Source organism: Solibacillus merdavium (assembly GCF_014836935.1).
In the GTDB taxonomy this organism is placed as follows: domain Bacteria; phylum Bacillota; class Bacilli; order Bacillales_A; family Planococcaceae; genus Solibacillus; species Solibacillus ferritrahens.
The window spans coordinates 251,545-272,181 of sequence record NZ_JACSPW010000001.1; the positions used below are offsets into that span (position 1 = coordinate 251,545).

Consider the following 20,637-nt stretch of genomic DNA (forward strand, 5'->3'; position numbering starts at 1 on the left):
CATTACGGTACCTTCATTTGAAAACTGGTCATTGCGTAATTTACTTGTCTATAAATCATTGTCAAAACTTCCGATTGAAATTGTTGGTGAGGGGTATGTAGAAAGTCAGAGTATATCCCAAGGGACGATAATTGTTGACGATGCTCCAATTGTTGTAAAGCTGAAAACACCTGAAGAGAAACATTCGATACCACCAGCAGAAGATATGGAATTGGAAGACGAAGAAATTGAAGAAGAACTTCCACAAGATTAGAGAGAGTTGAATACAAACTTCATTTATAACATACGCTATTTTAGGTGAGGTGTCATAAAATGAAGTGGGTAACAACAAAATCAAAAAAACGCTTAACATGGATCGCCATCGCACTAGTAGTATACGGCGTGGCGATTTTTGTTAAGTTAGTGTCCGTTCAGGTTATTCAGTATGATAAGCTTTCGACAATGGCGAAAGAGAATTGGGACCGGGAAATTCCATTCCATGCGGAGCGAGGAAAAATTACCGATCGAAACGAAGAGGTAATCGTCTCTAATGAATTAGCACCAACGTTGTACTTCATGCCATCACAAAATGAAGATAAAGAGTATGTAGCAGATGCCATATCCAAAGTACTGAACAAAGATCGAGCCAAAATTTTGAAAAAACTGGAGCAACGCATCTCTTTAGTAAAAATAGCACCGGAAGCAAAAAATATTTCATATGATCAAGCGGTAACAATCCAGCAAATGCAAATTCCAGGCTTGTACAGTGGAGTCGATTATGTGAGGTCCTATCCACACGGGAATTTGTTAGCGCGTTTTTTAGGTTTTACAGGTGTTGACAATCAAGGTTTAGCAGGAATTGAATACGAATATGATGAATTATTAAAAAGCTCGGATGCAGCAATTCGATTATTCACTGATGCAAAAGGGAATACGTTAGAGCATGTAGATGACGAATGGAAAAACGGTAAGGATGGGGCAACAATCCAGCTGACGATTGATTTAAAGCTCCAAAAGATTGTCGAACGAGAATTGTCGCAGGCAATGGTGGAATATGATGCTGATCAGGCGCTGGCGATTGCCATGAATCCGAACAGTGGGGAAATACTGGCACTTGCTTCTTTTCCAACGTATGATCCAACCAAATTTTCAGAAGTGGATCCAAGTATATATAATCGTAATCTGCCTGTATTTATGTCGTATGAGCCAGGTTCAACATTCAAAATTATTACACTGAGCGCTGCTATTGAAGAAGATGTTGTAGATATGGAACATGACCATTTTCATGATGCGGGCTATACAATGGTTGAAGGAGCACGTTTACGCTGCTGGAAACGTGAAGGGCATAAAGACCAATCATTTTACGAAGTCGTACAAAACTCCTGTAACCCGGGATTTGTCGAGCTTGGACAACGAATTGGCTCGGATAAATTACTCGAGTATATCCATCGATTTGGTTTCGGTAAAAAGACAGGTTCCAATATAGCGGGTGAATCTTCAGGTATATTGTTTTCAAAAGAGGCATTTGGTCCTGTAGAACACGCTACTACGTCCTTTGGTCAAGGTGTTTCCGTAACGCCAATTCAGCAAATGCAAGCGGTCGCAGCTGCTATCAATGGTGGCACACTGTATAAGCCGTATACGGTAGCAAAAATTTTGGATGGAAATACAAATGAAGTAATTATGGAGCAGAAACCTGAGGTGAAAGCCCAGGTAGTTAGTGAAGAAACATCGGAGAAAGTCCGTCATGCTTTAGAGTTAGTTGTAGCAAAAGGATCCGGCCGCCAAGCTTTCCGAGATGGATTGCGTATTGCAGGCAAAACTGGGACTGCCCAAAAAGTTGAGAATGGACGTTATAAGGATGGAGATTATATCGTTTCTTTCATCGGTTTTGCACCAGCGAATGATCCGGAAATTATCGTTTATGTAGCGGTAGATAACCCAAAAAGTGGATTGCAGTTTGGTAGTGTAATTGCTGCACCGATTGTCGGTCGCATTATTGAGGACGCGGCACCACTATACAATATAGAAAAGCAAGAGAATCAAATAGAACGAAACTATGTTTGGGGCGATGAATTGACAGAGCGCATACCAAATTTTGTTGGGTTGACAAAGGAAAAGGTTATACCGAATTTGTATCCTTATAGAATTCAATGGCACGGAGAAGGAAATGAAGTGATCGAGCAAGTGCCGAAACCAGATAGCCAAATTCTTCAAACCGACATTGTTCATTTATATTTAGGAAATTAATTGGATTTCAGCCTTTTAAAATTCCTCTAAAACAACTATTATAGTGAGGGTTGTTTTTTCACAATAACATATACAGATACAAACCGTTGAAAAATCAAACGTTCCATCATATCCAGACAGAAGTTTTAAAGGAGATATATTATGACATTATCAACAACATTGACCATACTTTTTTCATCATTTTTATTGACGGTCATTTTAGCACCAATAGGGATACCGCTTTTACGTAGATTGAAGTTTGGGCAAAGTATTCGAGAAGAAGGACCTCAATCCCACATGAAAAAAGCTGGGACACCTACAATGGGTGGATTAATTTTCTTATTAGCCATTATAATTTCGACAATAATTGTCGCAATTATTTTCGACTTATTTACAACACAAACGGTTGTATTATTACTTGTTTTAGTTGGGTTTGGGGTTATTGGCTTTTTGGATGATGGTTTAAAAGTTATTTTTAAACGTAATTTAGGATTAACTTCACTACAAAAGTTAATTGGTCAAATTGCTATTGCTATTGCAGCATTTTTGCTATTACGTTTAGGATCTTTTGACACATCAGTAGGAATTCCATATACAGATATGTCCATTGATTTAGGAATCTTGTATGTAGGGTTTTTAATTTTTTGGTTAGTAGGCTTTTCGAATGCAGTTAATCTAACAGATGGGTTAGACGGACTTGTATCAGGTACAGCTTCAATCGCGTTTGCAGCATTCGGTGTTATTGCGCTGTTTAATGAGCAGCCCGATATTGCACTATTTGCATTCGCTGTAACAGGTGCTCTGCTTGGGTTTTTAATTTTCAATGCAAACCCGGCAAAAGTATTTATGGGAGATACAGGATCTCTTGCACTTGGTGGTGCATTGGCAATGATTTCGGTATTAGTAAAGCAGGAGTTGCTGTTATTATTAATCGGGCTTGTATTCGTCATCGAAACATTGTCGGTTATTTTACAGGTAGGAAGTTACAAACTTCGTAAAAAGCGCATTTTTAAAATGAGCCCTATTCATCATCACTTTGAATTATCAGGTTGGTCTGAATGGAAAGTCGTCCTTGTATTTTGGTCGACTGGTTGTGTCGTAGCACTTATAGCAGTTTTAGCGGAGGCGTTAATATGATGAAGTTTGAAGGATTGCAATCAAAAAAAGTACTAGTGTTAGGTTTAGCAAAAAGTGGGGTTGCGGCTGCAGAACTACTTCATCAATTAGGAGCATTTGTAACAGTCAATGATGCAAAACCATTTGATGCAAACCCGGAAGCGCAAGAGCTACTATCAAAAGGGATTACAGTAATTTGTGGACGTCATCCAGAAGATTTGTTGGATGAAGGATTTGAACTTGTCGTTAAAAATCCAGGTATTCCTTATACGAACCCAATTATTGCGGATGCCGTTGAAAAGGGCTTGCCAGTCATAACAGAAATGGAACTTGCTTATTTAGTAAGTGAAGCACCTTTCATCGGTATAACGGGTTCGAATGGTAAAACGACAACAACGACTTTGCTTTATGAAATGTTGAAAGCTGGCCAATTGAAGCCGCTAATTGCTGGGAATATTGGTACTGTGGCTTGTGGTGTTGCGGCAGAAGCAAGCGCAGAAGAGGTCATTGTGACAGAATTATCCTCTTTCCAACTAATGGGCACTAAAAGTTTCCGACCACGTATTGCCATTTTAACAAATCTTTATGAAGCCCATTTAGATTACCATGGGACATTTGAGGAATATGCAGAAGCAAAATTCGGTGTAACACGTAATCAAACGAGCGACGACTATTTTATTTATAATGCTGATCAGCAAATTGTTGCTAATTATGCTCGAAAGTCAAAAGCGCAATTAGTACCTTTCACAACTAAAGGCCGGTCGGATAATGGCATTAGTGCAGATACTAATAATATTTACTGGTACGGAGAAGCGATATTAAGTCGTGAACAAATCGTTTTACCAGGTGAACATAATTTGGAAAATATATTATGTGCCGTAGCAGCCGCTAAGCTGCAAAACTGTCCGATTGAAGCGATTCAGGAAGTGCTTGCAACTTTTGCAGGAGTTCGCCATCGTACACAATTTGTGCGAGAATGGCAAGGACGAAAAATTTATAATGATTCAAAGGCAACAAATGTACTGGCAACAAAAAGTGCATTAGCAGCCTTTAACAGCCCAATTGTTTTGTTGGCCGGTGGATTGGATCGTGGGCATTCATTTGAAGAGCTTCGTAAGGAAATGACACGCGTAAAAGCAGTTGTCGCATTTGGGGAAACTGCACTTCGCTTAATTGAATTTGCAAAGTCATGTGGAATTACAAATATTGTACGTGCAATTGATGTAGAGGACGCAGTCGGTTATGGAGCAAAAATATCTGATGAAGGTGACATTATTCTATTGTCACCTGCATGTGCAAGCTGGGATCAACATGAGAGCTTTGAAATTCGTGGCGACTTATTTATTGATCGTGTTATGAAACTTTCATAAGAAAGGATAGTTACACTGTCACAAAAGTTACAGCAATATTTTTTTATAAGTGCCATCGTTTTGTCAATAATAGGAATAGTTTTTATATTTTCTGCGGGTACATATTGGGGTAATGTTCACTATACTGGACAAACCCCATTTTACCAAAAGCAGGCTATATATTTTATTATTGCGCTATTTGTTTGTATAGCCATGATGAAATGGGAATTATTGAGAAGTCAACAGGTATGGGGCATGCTTTATATTGTCTCGATTGTGTTACTTATTGCAGTATTGATTCCTGGTATCGGAATTGTTAGAAATGGATCACAGAGCTGGATTGGAATAGGGCCATTAACCGTTCAACCTGCAGAAATTGCCAAAGTAACAACAATTATTTATATTAGCGCATTATTATCTCAGCGTAAATCGTATGAACGTATTGTTCAATTGAAACATTTTGTAATTTTAATGATTCCATCTGCACTTATTATGTTGCAGCCAGATTTTGGTGCTGTCTTTATTTTAGTAGTTGTTGTTTTAATTGTGTTTTTTATTGCGCAATATCCATTGCGACTCTATGTAATTCTAATAAGTCTTGGAATGGCTGGATTGGTCGGGTTAATCATTGCTGCCCCATACCGGCTAAAACGTATTGAAGCTTTTATCAATCCATGGGCCGATCCTTTGGGCAGTGGATTCCAGGCAGTACAATCCTTATTTGCAATAGGACCCGCAGGATTATTTGGACATGGCTTACTAAAAAGCAGACAAAAGTATTTATATTTACCAGAGCCGCAGAATGATTTTATTTTTGCCATTATTTTGGAAGAAGTCGGACTTGTTGGCGGGATGGGACTACTGCTTATTTTTGCGTGCTTTTTAGTATTTGGTTATCGATTGGCTTTACAGTGTGATCATGTATTTCACTTTTATGCAATATGCGGACTAACAACGATGATTGCTGTTCAGGCAGGTCTTAATATCGGGGTTGTTATTAATTTATTACCCGTAACGGGTGTTACATTACCATTTGTTAGCTATGGAGGGACTTCGTTGCTTGTAATATGGGTCACCGTAGCGCTCATTTTGAATCTTTCAAATGATAAAAGAAAGGAGTAGGAAGATGATGGAAAAAATAATCGATATTACAGAGCGCGTACCTACTATGAAAAAACGTAGAAGACGACGTACAAATTTAAAATTTCTTGCATTAGTTACGGTATTTCTTTTCATCATCATGATACTTCTTTATTTTCAATTACCTTATAGCGATATTAAAAAAATCAATATAAAGGGCGCACAGCTTAAAGAAGATACATTTTATATTGAGCAGTCAAATCTAAATGTTGATGATTCTTTATGGGGATTTAAAATACCTGATGTGCAGGAATTGATTGCTCAGCATGAATGGGTCAAATCGGTAGAGGTACGACGGAAGTTTTTAAATGAAATTGAAATTACGGTCGAGGAATGGCAAAAAGTTGCCTATATCTCAAAGGATGGAGAATTTCACCCAATGTTGGATAATGGGGTTGTTTTTAATGAACCTAATGAAATTGTTCCAATCGACGCCCCAATTTTTTTGAAATTTGAAGATGAGTCATTACGGAAAAAGCTATTAAAGGAGCTTGCAAAATTAAAGCCTGAAGTATTGTCACTCATATCCCAAATTAATGCAAATCCTTCCGAGGCTGATCCTTATTCGATTACACTTTATATGAATGATGGTTATGAAGTAAGGGCAGATGCAAATACTTTAGCTGAAAAGCTTAATTACTATCCGTCAATTGTCGCTCAAATTGAAAATGAGGAAGCATTTGAAAAAGGGGTTGTAGATATTGAAGTGGGTTCTTACTACAGACCTTTTTCAGATGAATACTCTTTATTGGGCAAGGATTCAGAAAATCCGGAGTTAAATGATGAAGGTAGTGCGGAGACCGAAGAAGGGGGGCAACTGGAAGAACAAAATGATGAATAGCGATAACAACAACAGTAAGCAACCTAAGCAAAAGTCATTATTGTTGTCTCGTAAATATATTGCTTTACTAATTGTATGTATAATAACCGGTTTTATAATCGGTTTTTCTTATAATTTATCAAAGGACAAGCGTACGCTAAGCTCTGCCTCGCCACAATTTGAGCAAGAAAATCAGTACAGAGAAGATTTAATTGCAAAAAAGGAACGCAACAAAGAGTTGGCAGAAGAGCTCGCACAATTGGAAGATAAAATTCGAGCATATGAAAAGCAATTTTCCTCTAATGAGGCTCAATATGAACAAAATCGACAGGATGCAGAACAATTACGATTATTATTAGGATTATCGGCAGGAGTAGGACCAGGAATCAAAATTACACTTCGCGATGGTGATTATAATCCCAATACAACGAATCCAAATGAGTATATTGTTCACGAAAGTCACATATTTAAATTATTAAATGAATTAAAAATTGCTGGAGCTGAAGGCATCTCAATTAACGGACAGCGGTTAAAACCAAATTCGTATATTATTTGTAACGGACCAGTCATTACGATAGATGGACAACAGTATCCAGCACCGTTTGTTGTGGAAGCAGTAGGAAACCAAGAGGTGTTAGTCTCCTCATTGGAATTGTCAGGTGGGGTCTTTGACCAGTTGATAAATGAACAAATTGTCGTGACGGTAGAAAAAAGCGACTTAATAGAAATGAAAACTATCAGCGATGAGTAAGGCATAATATCGGAGGGAAGATGATGACGAAAAAAATGTACCGTAATATTACGATGATCTCGTTCATCATTGGCTTTATGCTGGCAGTGCAATACAACACTGTTCAAAGCCCAGCTGAACGAAACACAGTAGATATATGGGAAATACGTCAACAACTTTCAGTGGAACAGGAGCGTCATTCAGAGCTTCTGACAGCAATTAGTGACCTGTCTGACACAGTAAGTAAATACGAAGATGCGGAATTTAATAATCCTGAAATTCTATTAGAACAAACAGTAGATAATTTAAAAGAGAGTGCAGGTATATTACCAACAAGGGGACCAGGTTTGACATTGACAATCGAGCCTTCGCAGGAGCTAATGAACTTTGGTTATGAAATCAAGCCCGTATCCCCTGAATTATTAATTCGCCTTATTAACGATTTATATCGCAGTAATGCACAAGCAATTGAAATTGATGACAAAAGATTGACGTATAATACCGCCATTCGTGATATTAACGGAAAAACAACTGTAAATAGTGAGCCGATAGAGGATACAAATATAGAGATAAATGTAATAACCCCTACTTATGAGCAAGCTGAAAAATTAAAGAATCATTTATTGGCATCGTCATTTCAGGATGAATTCTACATTGACAATCTTGTGTTGACGATTCATGAAGCAGAAAAAAATGTACGAATAAACTCAGTCGTAACCGTACAAAAAAGTAATTATCTATCTGAGAAATAGAAGGGGATGCGAATATGTGGTTACCACTTTTAGGACTTATATTTGGTGTGGTATTGGGTATTTTAACAGATATTCAAATTCCATCCGTCTATGAAAACTATTTATCAATTGCTGTGCTAGCTGCTCTCGATACAATGGTCGGCGGAATTCGCGCACAACTTCAACAAGTATATGACGATAAAGTATTCATTTCAGGGTTTTTCTTTAATATAATTTTAGCTGCAGGGTTAGCTTTTTTAGGAGTTCATATAGGGGTAGATTTGTATTTAGCAGCAATTTTTGCCTTTGGAGTACGACTATTTCAAAATATTGCGGTAATTCGTAGGCTAATTTTGACAAAATTTGAAAATAGAAAACTTAATAAGTAGGAAAACTCATAACAATCACGTTAAAATATCATTACAATTTATCGTTTTACTTAGACAATCATGTAAATTTACAATAGAATAAACTATAGGAGTAATCGAAGGAGGTGCAGAAGTTGAATCATCAAGAAATTTATGTCTCACTCGATATAGGATCTTCTTCAATAAAGGTCCTAATCGGAGAAATGAACGATGATCAATTGCACGTAATTGGTGTAGGTCATGTGAAATCAACTGGTATAAGAAAAGGTGCAATTGTTGATATAGATGCAACTGTACAGTCGATAAAAAAAGCTGTGGACCAAGCAGAACGAATGACTGGTATAAAAATAGAGGAAGTAGTGCTCGGTGTACCAGCAAATCAAACCATATTACAGCCTGTAAAAGGAGTTGTGGCGGTAAATGGGGAAGACCGTGAAATTACGGATGATGATTTGGCACGGGTAATTGACTCTGCACAAGTTATGTCGATTCCACCAGAGCGAGAGCTAGTAAACTTAATTCCTAAACAATTTATAGTAGACAACTTAGATGAAATTAAGGACCCGCGCGGTATGATTGGTATTCGCTTAGAGATGGATGCAACGATGATTACAACCTCGAAGACGCTTGTACATAATGTATTAAGATGTGTAGAACGTGCAGGTTTACAAATTCGTGAAATTTATTTACAACCGTTAGCAGCAGGAAATTTTGCGCTGACGGAAGACGAAAAAAACCAAGGAACAGCTTATATAGATTTAGGTGGCGGCTCCACAACGGTCGCTGTATTCCAGGATGGTTTATTGAAGAATACAGCTGTTATCCCAGTCGGTGGAGATCATATTACAAAAGATTTATCAATTGTATTAAAAACACCAACTGAACAAGCGGAAAAAATTAAAAAGCAATATGGACATGCTTTTTATGATGATGCTTCCGATGAGCAATTATTTGATGTACCTGTCGTTGGAACAGATACAACAGATCAATATAGCCAACGCTATATTTCGGAGATTATCGGTGTACGTTTAGAAGAGTTATTTGAACTAGTTTTAGATGAATTAGCTCGAATGGGTATACAGGATTTACCCGGTGGTATAGTGATTTCTGGTGGAGTAGCACAGCTGGAGGGCATTGCCCAATTGGCACGTCAAATTATGCTGACGAGAGTTCGTATTTATACGCCGGATTATATCGGTGTTCGTGAACCAGCCTTTACAACTTCGGTTGGTTTAATACGATACGCGAATGCAGAAGACGACTTTTATGGAAGAAGTGAGCCAGTAGACGCTTCTTCATATGCAGCACCTTATCCTACTCAATCAACTCCTTCTAAAAAACAAGCAAATGGGCCGGAGAGAGTAGAAAGCGCAAATAAAGTAAGTGTGATTGATCGCGCAAAAAACCTGTTAAACAAATTTTTCGATTAATACGAAAATGAATGACGTGAACAATTAGGAGGAGAAGTGTATGTTAGAATTCGAAACGGATATGGACCAATTAGCCGTTATTAAGGTAATAGGCGTTGGTGGGGGCGGTAACAATGCTGTAAACCGCATGATAGAGCATGGTGTACAAGGCGTAGATTTTATTGCAGTCAATACAGACGCACAAGCTTTAAATCTATCAAAAGCTGAATATAAATTACAGATTGGCGGTAAATTAACTCGAGGACTTGGCGCAGGTGCCAACCCGGAAGTAGGAAAAAAAGCCGCTGAAGAAAGCCGCGAACAGTTGGAAGAAGTATTGCGCGGAGCAGATATGGTATTCGTTACTGCTGGAATGGGCGGAGGTACAGGTACAGGTGCAGCGCCGGTAATCGCTTCTATTGCGCGTGATTTAGGTGCATTGACGGTAGGTGTTGTAACACGTCCATTCACATTTGAAGGCCGTAAACGTCAGACTCAGGCAATTGGCGGTATTACTTCCATGAAGGAAGCCGTTGATACATTAATCGTTATACCAAATGATAAATTATTGCAAATTGTAGATAAATCAACACCGATGCTAGAAGCCTTCCGTGAGGCGGATAATGTATTGCGTCAAGGTGTACAAGGTATTTCGGATTTAATCGCTACACCGGGTTTAATCAACCTGGACTTTGCTGACGTGAAAACAATCATGTCCGATAAAGGTTCTGCATTGATGGGTATTGGTATTGCTGCAGGTGAAAATCGCGCAGTAGAAGCAGCTAAAAAGGCTATTTCTTCTCCATTACTTGAAACATCAATTGATGGAGCAAAAGGTGTTATTATGAACATCACAGGTGGAACGAACTTAAGTCTATTTGAAGTTCAGGAAGCAGCAGATATCGTACAATTAGCTTCAGATGAAGAGGTTAATATGATTTTCGGTTCTGTTATTAATGACAACTTAAATGATGAAATAATTGTTACTGTAATTGCAACAGGGTTCTCTGACGACTTTATTGTCCAAAAACCACAGCCTGTGCGCCCGTCAATTGGAGCGCGCCAACAAGCTGCGACACAACAGCAACCTACACGTATGCAAGAACAGGTACAACAAGAAGCGCCGCGTCAACCACAACAACAACAGCAGCAGCAAACAAGCTATCAGCAGGATGATGCGCTGGATATTCCGACGTTTTTACGTAACCGTCGCAATCGCTAATTATCAATTAAATATACAATTTAAAAGCTAGTTTAACGTTTCGGAATTGAAGCGTTAAACTAGCTTTTTTGTCGAATGATTTTGAATGAAGTAATACTATGTCATACGATTATTGGATTTTACTGCAACGGTTAGACAAAAATCTCGCATTTGCTTTGATAACCTTGTTTTAGGAGGACAATACATGTATGCAGAATGGATTCTTTTAATGAACTTTTTAATGAATCTCGTATTATTAAAATTTACAGCAACTATGACATACACCATCATTCCAATTTGGAGATTAATTTTAGCGGCCTTTAGTAGTGCGATGATTGCTGTGTTATTTATGGGAAACATCTTTATGTTGCTTGTAAGTTTCATCTTACTATTAGGCATTGCTTTTTCATTTAAATGGAAAATATTTTTTGAGCAAGGCAAGTGGATTGTGATCGCTACTTTGCTCGCTGGTGGATTATTAACAGCATTACAGCCATTTTTGCTTGCATCTCCATTTTTCGCATATATTTTTATATGTTTCGGCATAGTATGTATTAGTTTGACAATAATGAGAAAAGGTTGGTTTCAAAAATTGCAGCAAGTTGCACAAAGTCGTTATGTGACAACTAGTAAAGTTGAATTACTGGATATGCAATTAGAGCTATTAACTTATATAGATACAGGGAATGAAAGCACGGAGCCTTTTAGCCAAGCACCCGTACATTTTATCTCATTTAAATCTGTTCAATCTATGTTATCTCAGGAATTTAATGAACGTTTACTTGCATGGAGTGAAACTGAACCTTACTCATTGACAATGTTTTCAAAAGAAGTACAAAAACGAATACGTATAGTTCCGATTACCACGGTACAAAAAGGCACAGTACTCGTACCAGCTTTTCGTGCTTCGATTACTGTTGGTGATAAAGCGTATCCAAACCACTATGTTGTTTTTACGAAAAATGATGCGCGTTTTCCGCAAAATGCACAAATGATTGCACATGTGTTTGTCCTAACGAATTCATAAGGGAGGATCGATATTGTTTCGAAAAATTCAATCAATAATTTTAAACATACTGAGCTACTTTAGAAAAAAAGGGACATACTATATAGGGGGACATGATTCATTGCCTATTCCATTAACTCGAGAAGAAGAAGTTGTCGTAGTCGAAGCTTTTATGAATGGTGACTTGCATGCCAGAGACATGTTAATTGAAAGAAATTTACGTTTAGTTGTTTATATTGCAAGACGTTTTGATAATACAAGCACACCGATAGAGGATTTAATTAGCATCGGTTCAATAGGTCTTATTAAGGCGATCGAAACATTTAATTTGGACAAAAATATAAAATTAGCCACATATGCATCACGTTGCATTGAAAATGAAATTTTGATGCATCTACGTAAGACGAGCCGTATGAAAGGGGAAGTTTCCTTTGATGAGCCGTTAAATGCCGATGCAGATGGCAACGAATTACTACTATCTGACATACTAGGTACTGAGGAACATATTATTACATTGGACGTAGAACGTAAAATCGAACGTCAGCACATGTTCAATGCCATTAATCAACTAACACCAAGAGAAAAATACATTATGGAATGCCGTTTTGGATTAAATGGAAAGGACGAAATGACGCAAAAGGAAGTAGCGGATCATTTAGGCATATCGCAATCATATATCTCTAGATTAGAGAAAAAAATTATTTTAGATTTACGGGAATATTTAAACGAACCAATTGCATAAGATGGTTAATTTTGGCGCGCATAGCGACGAACATTTCGGACAAAATGATTGAAAAGACAAAAGACAATCAAGTTCGGAAGGTGAAGTTGTATGCGTACAAAAGTGGAATTATGTGGTGTAGATACATCAACATTACCGGTACTAAAGCCAGATGAAATGAAGGATTTATTTATCCGATTACAGCAAGGGGAATTGATTGTTCGTGAGCAATTGGTATTTTGCAATCTACGTTTAGTGCTCAGCATTGTCGGCCGCTACGCCTATCGTGGTGAACAGGCGGATGATCTATTTCAGGTAGGCTGCATTGGCTTAATGAAAGCAATTGATAATTTTGATTTAAAGCATAATGTACGATTTTCGACATATGCTGTACCGATGATTATGGGTGAAATTCGCCGTCATTTGAGAGATCACCATGCATTACGTGTTTCCAGATCATTACGCGATATTGCGTATAAGGCGATGAAAGCGAAAGAGCAATATATTGCAGAACATTTAACAGAACCAACTATCGAACAATTAGCTCAGGCTATAGAGATGAAAAAAGAAGATGTACTATTTGCACTGGATGCAATTCAGGACCCTATGTCATTACAGGAACCGATCTATTCCGATGGCGGTGATGCAATCTTTATGATTGATCAGATTAAAGACAAAGTTACAGAAGAACATTGGGTGGGGTCGATCTCACTGCAAGAAAGTATGAAAAAATTAAATAGCAGACAAAAAATGATTATAGAAAAACGTTTTTTCCTAGGTGAGACACAAACAGAAATTGCCCAATCTTTAGGTATTTCACAAGCACAGATTTCAAGATTGGAAAAAAGTGCAGTAGAAATGATGAAACGTGATTTTCGTTAAATAGAAATGATGAGGACTGTCCAACTATGTAGGGCTGTCCTTTTATTCTATATTCAAATACTTATGCAAGTGTAATTTAAATTTCAAAGAGAGGATGGAGGAATGCGTTTTTCAACCGTTCAAGAGAAGGAAATCATTGAAGCAACAAGCGGTAAATTTATAGGTTATATTGTGGATGCAGAGGTAGATGAAAAAGAAGGAGTTATCACTGCCTTTATAATATCTCCACCTAAAAAGTTTTACCATTTATTTCAAGGGGAAGAGTTAGTGAAGAAGATTGCATTTAGTCATATACTCACAGTTGGAAAAGATGTTATATTGGTGAAATCATATGATGAATAATTCACCCTATTCATTGAAAATTCCAGTGTCCCTTGTTACAATGTAAGAAACTATTGTTGTAAAGTTGGGAAAAAAGTGGCGAAAATCGAGGATAATCTGTTAAATATTCAAAAACAAATAGTAAATGCTAAACAACGTGCAAATACAGATCAAACAGTAAACATTATTGCAGTGACAAAAGAAGTAGATGTCAATCGTACTAAAGAGGCAATAGAAGCTGGGTTAACAAACTTGGGAGAAAATCGCCCTGAAGGCTTGACGAATAAATTGCAATCTATTAATTCAAATGTCTCCTGGCATTATATTGGCTCTCTACAGACGAGAAAAGTAAAACAAGTTATCAATGATATTGACTATTTACATTCACTTGATCGTTTAAGCTTAGCTGAGGAAATTGAAAAACGAGCAACAAAAGCTGTGAAATGTTTTATACAAGTGAATGTTTCTGGAGAAGAATCCAAACACGGCTTAACTAAGCAGCAAACGCTGGAATTTGTGAAGCAACTTGGGCAATTTTCAAAGATTATAGTAGTGGGTTTAATGACAATGGCTCCTTTTACAGAAGACGAAACCGTTATAAGGCAAGTGTTTAAACAGTTAAAACAATTGCAACAGGAAGTGTCACAATTGAACATACCAAATGTACCTTGTACTGAATTATCGATGGGCATGTCAAATGACTACGAAATTGCAGTTGAAGAAGGGGCGACATTTGTTAGAATTGGAACAGCTCTTGTTGGTTAAGGAGGGTTTAATATGAGCATTAAAAACATTTTTGATAAATTCTTTTATTTAGAAGAATTAGAAGAAGAATATGATCAGGCTCAAACGCAAACATCGCAAAAGCAAGCACCAAAAGCTGTACAAAGTGATTCACAACAGTATTATCAGGATTCGGGGCAAAAGCATCAACCACAACTCATTCAAAATCGAATGAAAAAGGAGCGTAAAATGCAACAGCAACCACCGCGCAATGAAGTTGTTACGCAAAATCATAACAATGTTGTGAGCTTACAGGCTGCATCGTCATCAAAAAATTCAAAACTTGTTTTAATTGAGCCTAGAGTATATGCCGAAGCACAGGATATCGCAGAACATTTAAAAAACAAGCGTGCTACCGTAGTTAATTTACAACGGATTGATCGTGACCAAGGGAAACGAATAATCGATTTTTTAAGCGGAACAGTGTATGCTTTAGGTGGAGATATTCAACGTATTGGAAATGATATTTTCTTATGTACACCAGAAAATGTAGAAGTTTCAGGAGAAATATCCAATTTAACGTTTGAGTAATTAAATTTTGTGAGGTAAAAAAATTATGATTTTTCAATTAGTATCAACAGCATTTCTAATATATCGTTTTATGCTGATTGGTTACATATTAATGTCTTGGGTTCCAGCGCTACAAGATTCACCCGTTGGTCGTTTCCTTGAAACAGTATGTGAACCGTATTTAGGATTTTTCCGTAAGTTTATCCCACCGATTGGCATGATTGATATATCACCAATTGTAGGTTTATTTGCATTAGTATTTATTGAGCGTGGCGTTTATAGCGTACTAGCATTTTTCTTATAATATAGTTGAACGAACTCCTGCTAATGTAGGAGTTTTCTTTATTTTTAATAAAAAGTAAAGTAATTATGTTTTACGAGAAGTTTATATTAAAAGAAAAATGGAAAAAATAGAAATATATTCTATAAGAAAGTAGGCATAGTGATGGAGCATTTAATACAACATTTCCGCAAAGATGAGCAGCCATTTATTGAGCAAGTAATCGGTTGGCAACGTGAAGTAGAGGATCGTTACGCCCCGAAGCTCACTGATTTTTTAGATCCTCGCCAACGTTTTATCGTTCAATCCATCATTCATCAATCGGAAGAAATTCAAGTGTTTACAGAAGGAGTCTTTGAAGATGCAGAGCGCAAACGTATGTTGATTGCGCCTTCCTATTTACAACCGGAAGAATCGGATTTTCAAATAGAAGTTTATGCGTTGAGTTATCCATCAAAGTTTGTGCAGCTTCGCCATCCTGATGTATTGGGTGCACTTTTATCAATTGGTTTGGATCGTGGGAAGTTTGGGGATATCCGTCTTGCTGAAAATACAGTGCAATTTGCTTTGGCAACAGAAATAGCTGATTATGTAAGAGCGAATTTATCGGGAATTGGCAAAGTAAAGGTGCATGCTGAAGTAGTGAATCCTGGTACAGCTCTTATTCTAAACGAGGAACAATGGAGCGAAAGTTCACATACTGTTTCATCGATGCGATTGGATGTTGTACTTGCAACGATCACAAATATTTCACGGCAAAAGTCGCAAAGCTTAATCCAGGGCGGCAAGGTTAAAGTAAATTGGACAGTGCGTGAAGCAGTCGCCTTTGAACTACAGGAAGGAGATATTATTTCTGCGCGCGGATATGGACGCATGAAAGTCATTATGACAGAAGGGCGAACGAAAAAAGATAAAATACGTTTACAAGTAGGACGTTTAGAGCAAAAAGTATAATTTTTCATCAGTTTTTGGGGAAATATGATGTTATTCAGTAGAGAAACGATTATAATACTCTTAAGAACATACGCAAAAAAAGGAGAGTAGAACGATATGCCATTATCCCCTCTTGATATACATAATAAAGAATTTACACGCGGATTCCGTGGATACGCTGAAGACGAAGTAAATGAGTTTTTAGATCAAATAATTAAAGACTATGAAATTATTTTACGCGAGAAAAAGGATCTGGAAGAGAAAGTAAAAATGATGTCTACTCAAATGAATCACTATAATTCTTTGGAAGACACATTACAAAAGTCGATTATCGTTGCACAAGAGGCTGCAGGTGAAGTGCGTCGCAACTCAGAAAAAGAAGCGAAGTTAATCGTCAAGGAAGCCGAGAAAAATGCAGATCGTATTGTAAATGATGCCTTAACAAAAGCACGAAAAATTGCAATTGAAATTGACGAATTAAAAAAACAATCTAAAGTATTCCGTAATCGTTTTAAAATGCTAGTAGAAGCTCAACTCGATTTGTTAAATACTGATGATTGGGATCGTTTGTTAGAATACGATGTCGATTTAACGGAAATTCAGGATAACAATCGCCATGAAACTAATGAAGATAGTCAAAATGATGAAAATGCTGTCTATTAATGGTGGGGACTTGACATTTCATCTTGCCTTTTCATATACTGAAAAATAATGAATAGGATGCATATTGCATCATGCGTTGACGGAGACAGTAAATTTAACAGTGTGGGTTAGCGATTCGAGGATGGTGGGAGCTCGAACGAAACAGGTTAAATTGAAAATCACTCTCGAGCTAAATAGCTGAAACTCTAATAAAGAGAAGCCTCTGGCAGATGTCACAGATTTTTTAAAGGGAATTTTTGAGTTTACTCAAAAAAACCTGGACACAATTACACCAAGGCGTAATTGATTAGTAAGCTATTTCGTAGAACACGACGTTACAGTGTCTAATGAGGCTATATTTTTAGCGAATTTAGGGTGGTACCACGAGATTAATGCTCCTCGTCCCTTTTTTATAAGGGATGGAGGGGCTTTTTTGTTGTTTAAAAAGTAACCAAATCCTTAAGAGCGTTAAAAAAATTATAATTAATATAGAACGCTAAATCATTTGCTTAAACGTTGATTGGAATGGAGGGGAGGCGACTCCAGCGGGAATAGCGTGACGCCTGAGACTACAGGCTCAGGCCACGCCCGCGGAAAGCGTCCGCCCCGGAATGGAAATCAACAATCAGTAATCAGCAATCAATAAGATAATTAGGAGGAATTTTAAATGGTAGAGTATAAAGATACGTTATTAATGCCGAAAACCGACTTCCCGATGCGTGGAGGGTTACCAACGAAGGAGCCGCAAGTTCAGGCACAATGGGATGAAATGGACATCAATAAATTGGTGTTAGAGCGCACAAAAGATCGTCCACACTATGTATTACATGATGGTCCTCCATATGCCAATGGTGATATCCATATCGGGCATGCATTGAATAAAGTAATTAAAGACATGATCAATCGTCAAAAATCGATGACAGGTTTCCATGTACCTTATATTCCAGGGTGGGATACACACGGTTTACCAATCGAACAGGCGTTAACGAATAAAGGTGTTAAGCGTAAAGAAATGTCGGTTGCAGAATTCCGTCAGCTTTGCGAAAAATATGCATATGAACAAGTCGAAAATCAAAAAGGTCAATTCCGTCGTCTAGGTGTACGTGGTGATTGGGAAAATCCGTATATCACATTAAAACCAGAGTTCGAAGCACGTCAAATCGAAGTTTTCGGTAAAATGGCGGAAAAAGGCTATATTTACAAAGGTTTAAAACCAGTTTACTGGTCACCATCTTCTGAATCTGCACTAGCAGAAGCGGAAATTGAATATAAAGACGTTGAATCTTATTCGATCTACGTAGGATTTGGTATTAAAGATGCAAAAGGTGTTGTTCCTGCAGATGCAAAATTTGTTATTTGGACAACGACACCATGGACAATTCCTGCAAACTTAGGAATTTCAGTAAATCCGGAATTCACATATGCTGTAGTAGAAGCAAATGGTGGCAAATATATCGTAGCGAAAGATTTATTAGATAAATTAGCTTCTACGTTTGGTTGGGAAGATGTGCAAATCGTTCAGGAAGTAAAAGGCGCAGAGCTTGAAATGATCGTAGCGGAGCATCCAATTTATAAACGCGATTCATTAGTAATGGTTGGTGAGCACGTTACGGCTGAAGCGGGTACTGGATGTGTACACACAGCACCAGGTCATGGTGAAGATGACTATCAAGTTGGTAAACAATACGGCTTGGATATTTTATCACCAGTCGATAACGGCGGTTGCTACACGGACGAAGCACCTGGCTTTGAAGGATTATTCTATGAAAAAGCTAATCCAATTGTAATTGAAAAATTAAAAGAAGAAGGCGCGTTATTGAGTGTTTCTAAATTCCAACACTCTTACCCACATGACTGGCGTACAAAAAAACCAGTAATTTATCGTGCAACACCACAATGGTTCGCATCTGTAGAAATGTTCCGTAATGAGTTATTAGATGCGGTTTCTGCAACTGAGTTTACACCTGCATGGGGTGAGACACGTCTTTACAATATGATTCGTGACCGTGGTGACTGGGTAATTTCCCGCCAACGTGCATGGGGTGTACCGATTCCAATCTTCTACGCAGAAAATGGCGAGCCGATCATTACTCCAGAAACTATTGCTCATATTTCAAAATTATTCCGTGGGCATGGTTCAAATATTTGGTTCCAGCGTGAGGCGAAAGAATTATTACCGGAAGGCTTTACGCATGAAGGTAGCCCGAACGGTAAATTTACAAAAGAAAATGACATTATGGACGTATGGTTCGACTCAGGCTCATCTCACCAAGGTGTACTTGCAGAGCGTGGTATGAAATATCCAGCTGACCTTTATCTAGAAGGTTCCGACCAACACCGTGGCTGGTTCAACTCTTCTCTAATTACATCTGTAGCTATTAATGGTCATGCACCATATAAAGGTCTATTAACTCATGGTTTCGTATTAGATGGAGAAGGACGTAAAATGTCAAAATCACTTGGCAACACGATTGACCCAATCAAAGTGATGAATCAATATGGTGCCGATATTATTCGTATGTGGGTAGCATCAGTTGATTATACAGGGGACGTTCGTATTTCAATGGATATGTTGAAGCAAGTTTCTGAAACATACCGAAAAGTGCGTAATACCCTGCGCTTCTTACACGGAAATGTGACAGACTTTAACGAAACGACTGACCGGGTAGCATATGAAGATTTGCGTGAGATGGATCAGTACATGTATATGCGATTACAAGATGTGATCAAAACAATTCGAGCTGCATATGACCGTTATGACTTCTCGACAGTATATACAACTGTGAATAACTTTGTAGCAATCGAGCTTTCTTCTTTCTATTTGGATATTGCAAAAGATGTTGTATATATCGAAGGGAAAGATAATAATTACCGTCGTGCAATGCAAACAGTGATGTATGATACGTTAATGGCGTTAGTAAAATTATTAACTCCAATTATTCCACATACTACTGAAGAATTGTGGAGCTATATTGAATTTGAAGGCAAGCCACAATCTGTACAATTAACAGACTTCCCTGAAGCGGTAGAGAAAGAAAACTTTGCCGAATTACGTGCAAAGTGGTCGAAAGTTATTGCAGTAAGAAATGAAGTATTAAAGGCGCTAGAAGAAGCGCGTAATGCAAAAACAATCGGTAAATCATTAGAAGCAAAAATTTCAGTTTATGCAGACAGTGAAACAATCGAATTGTTAAATGATGCAAATATCGACTTTGCACAGCTTTCTATCGTTTCTCAATTCTTTATCGCCGGCAGTAAAGAAAATGCACCGGAAGAAGCTTTAGTACTAGAGAAAACAGCTTTAGTAGTAGAAAAAGCGGACGGTGAAAAGTGTGAGCGCTGCTGGACAATTTCAGAAACAGTCGGGACGAGCGAATTACATGCGACTTTATGTAAACGCTGTGCGGATGTTGTAGAAAACTATTACGTATAAAAAATTCAGAACGCTGTTGCCGAATAGGTAATGGCGTTCTTTATAGCTTTTTGT

20 protein-coding genes and 1 other annotated feature are annotated in these 20,637 nt (G+C 37.7%); all 20 genes read left to right on the top strand.

Annotated elements, in window-relative coordinates:
- The first annotated feature begins 312 nt into the window (after positions 1-312).
- The 20 genes from H9632_RS01125 (at position 313) to ileS (ending at position 20,583) form a co-directional block, all read left to right on the top strand.
- Positions 313-2,229, top strand: a complete 1,917-nt coding sequence (locus H9632_RS01125; RefSeq protein WP_191702292.1) for a penicillin-binding transpeptidase domain-containing protein — start codon at positions 313-315, stop codon at positions 2,227-2,229.
- 141 nt (positions 2,230-2,370) lie between these two features.
- Positions 2,371-3,345, top strand: coding sequence for a phospho-N-acetylmuramoyl-pentapeptide-transferase (gene mraY / locus H9632_RS01130; protein ID WP_191702293.1), 975 nt, complete (start codon positions 2,371-2,373; stop codon positions 3,343-3,345).
- Positions 3,342-4,694, top strand: a complete 1,353-nt coding sequence (murD, locus tag H9632_RS01135; protein ID WP_191702294.1) for a UDP-N-acetylmuramoyl-L-alanine--D-glutamate ligase — start codon at positions 3,342-3,344, stop codon at positions 4,692-4,694. Before mraY ends, murD begins: the two co-directional genes overlap by 4 nt.
- Positions 4,695-4,739: 45 nt before the next feature.
- On the top strand, positions 4,740-5,795 hold the full coding sequence (gene ftsW, locus H9632_RS01140; protein WP_404829002.1) for a putative lipid II flippase FtsW: 1,056 nt from the start codon (positions 4,740-4,742) through the stop codon (positions 5,793-5,795).
- A 7-nt stretch (positions 5,796-5,802) separates the two neighbouring features.
- Entirely contained in the window at positions 5,803-6,654 is an 852-nt protein-coding gene (locus H9632_RS01145; RefSeq protein WP_191702627.1) for a cell division protein FtsQ/DivIB, read from the top strand.
- Positions 6,644-7,384, top strand: a complete 741-nt coding sequence (locus tag H9632_RS01150; protein ID WP_191702295.1) for a DUF881 domain-containing protein — start codon at positions 6,644-6,646, stop codon at positions 7,382-7,384. The genes H9632_RS01145 and H9632_RS01150 overlap by 11 nt, the downstream gene beginning before the upstream one ends.
- 23 nt (positions 7,385-7,407) lie before the next feature.
- Positions 7,408-8,115, top strand: a complete 708-nt coding sequence (locus H9632_RS01155) for a DUF881 domain-containing protein (protein WP_191702296.1) — start codon at positions 7,408-7,410, stop codon at positions 8,113-8,115.
- Between the two features lie 14 nt (positions 8,116-8,129).
- Entirely contained in the window at positions 8,130-8,483 is a 354-nt protein-coding gene (locus tag H9632_RS01160; RefSeq protein WP_191702297.1) for a small basic family protein, read from the top strand.
- Positions 8,484-8,596: 113 nt separating this feature from the next.
- Positions 8,597-9,892 carry a cell division protein FtsA gene (gene ftsA, locus H9632_RS01165; RefSeq protein ID WP_191702298.1) on the top strand — a complete coding sequence of 432 codons (1,296 nt, stop codon included), beginning with the start codon at positions 8,597-8,599 and terminating at the stop codon, positions 9,890-9,892.
- A 40-nt stretch (positions 9,893-9,932) separates the two neighbouring features.
- Complete coding sequence (gene ftsZ / locus H9632_RS01170) at positions 9,933-11,093, top strand: cell division protein FtsZ (RefSeq protein WP_191702299.1); 1,161 nt, start codon at positions 9,933-9,935, stop codon at positions 11,091-11,093.
- Between the two features lie 184 nt (positions 11,094-11,277).
- A complete protein-coding gene (locus H9632_RS01175; RefSeq protein ID WP_191702300.1) occupies positions 11,278-12,099 on the top strand; it encodes a sigma-E processing peptidase SpoIIGA in 822 nt (273 codons plus the stop codon).
- Positions 12,100-12,112: 13 nt separating this feature from the next.
- On the top strand, positions 12,113-12,820 hold the full coding sequence (gene sigE / locus H9632_RS01180; RefSeq protein ID WP_191702301.1) for an RNA polymerase sporulation sigma factor SigE: 708 nt from the start codon (positions 12,113-12,115) through the stop codon (positions 12,818-12,820).
- Between the two features lie 90 nt (positions 12,821-12,910).
- Positions 12,911-13,681, top strand: coding sequence for an RNA polymerase sporulation sigma factor SigG (gene sigG / locus H9632_RS01185; RefSeq protein ID WP_191702302.1), 771 nt, complete (start codon positions 12,911-12,913; stop codon positions 13,679-13,681).
- 102 nt (positions 13,682-13,783) lie between these two features.
- Positions 13,784-14,023: a PRC-barrel domain-containing protein gene (locus H9632_RS01190; protein WP_191702303.1), complete on the top strand. Its 240-nt coding sequence runs from the start codon at positions 13,784-13,786 to the stop codon at positions 14,021-14,023.
- 75 nt (positions 14,024-14,098) lie between these two features.
- Positions 14,099-14,767 carry a YggS family pyridoxal phosphate-dependent enzyme gene (locus tag H9632_RS01195; protein WP_191702304.1) on the top strand — a complete coding sequence of 223 codons (669 nt, stop codon included), beginning with the start codon at positions 14,099-14,101 and terminating at the stop codon, positions 14,765-14,767.
- Between the two features lie 12 nt (positions 14,768-14,779).
- The gene (locus H9632_RS01200; protein ID WP_191702305.1) at positions 14,780-15,316 is read left to right on the top strand and encodes a cell division protein SepF; all 537 of its coding nucleotides are present in this window, start codon (positions 14,780-14,782) and stop codon (positions 15,314-15,316) included.
- A 25-nt stretch (positions 15,317-15,341) separates the two neighbouring features.
- Positions 15,342-15,599 (top strand): YggT family protein, encoded by a 258-nt coding sequence (locus tag H9632_RS01205; RefSeq protein WP_191702306.1) that lies wholly within the window; start codon positions 15,342-15,344, stop codon positions 15,597-15,599.
- 141 nt (positions 15,600-15,740) lie between these two features.
- A complete protein-coding gene (locus H9632_RS01210) occupies positions 15,741-16,529 on the top strand; it encodes a YlmH family RNA-binding protein (protein ID WP_191702307.1) in 789 nt (262 codons plus the stop codon).
- A gap of 96 nt (positions 16,530-16,625) precedes the next feature.
- Positions 16,626-17,171 (top strand): DivIVA domain-containing protein, encoded by a 546-nt coding sequence (locus H9632_RS01215; protein WP_191702308.1) that lies wholly within the window; start codon positions 16,626-16,628, stop codon positions 17,169-17,171.
- A 67-nt stretch (positions 17,172-17,238) separates the two neighbouring features.
- Positions 17,239-17,560: a binding site (T-box leader), on the top strand.
- Between the two features lie 257 nt (positions 17,561-17,817).
- Positions 17,818-20,583 (top strand): isoleucine--tRNA ligase, encoded by a 2,766-nt coding sequence (gene ileS, locus H9632_RS01220; RefSeq protein WP_191702309.1) that lies wholly within the window; start codon positions 17,818-17,820, stop codon positions 20,581-20,583.
- The last annotated feature ends 54 nt before the right edge of the window (positions 20,584-20,637 follow it).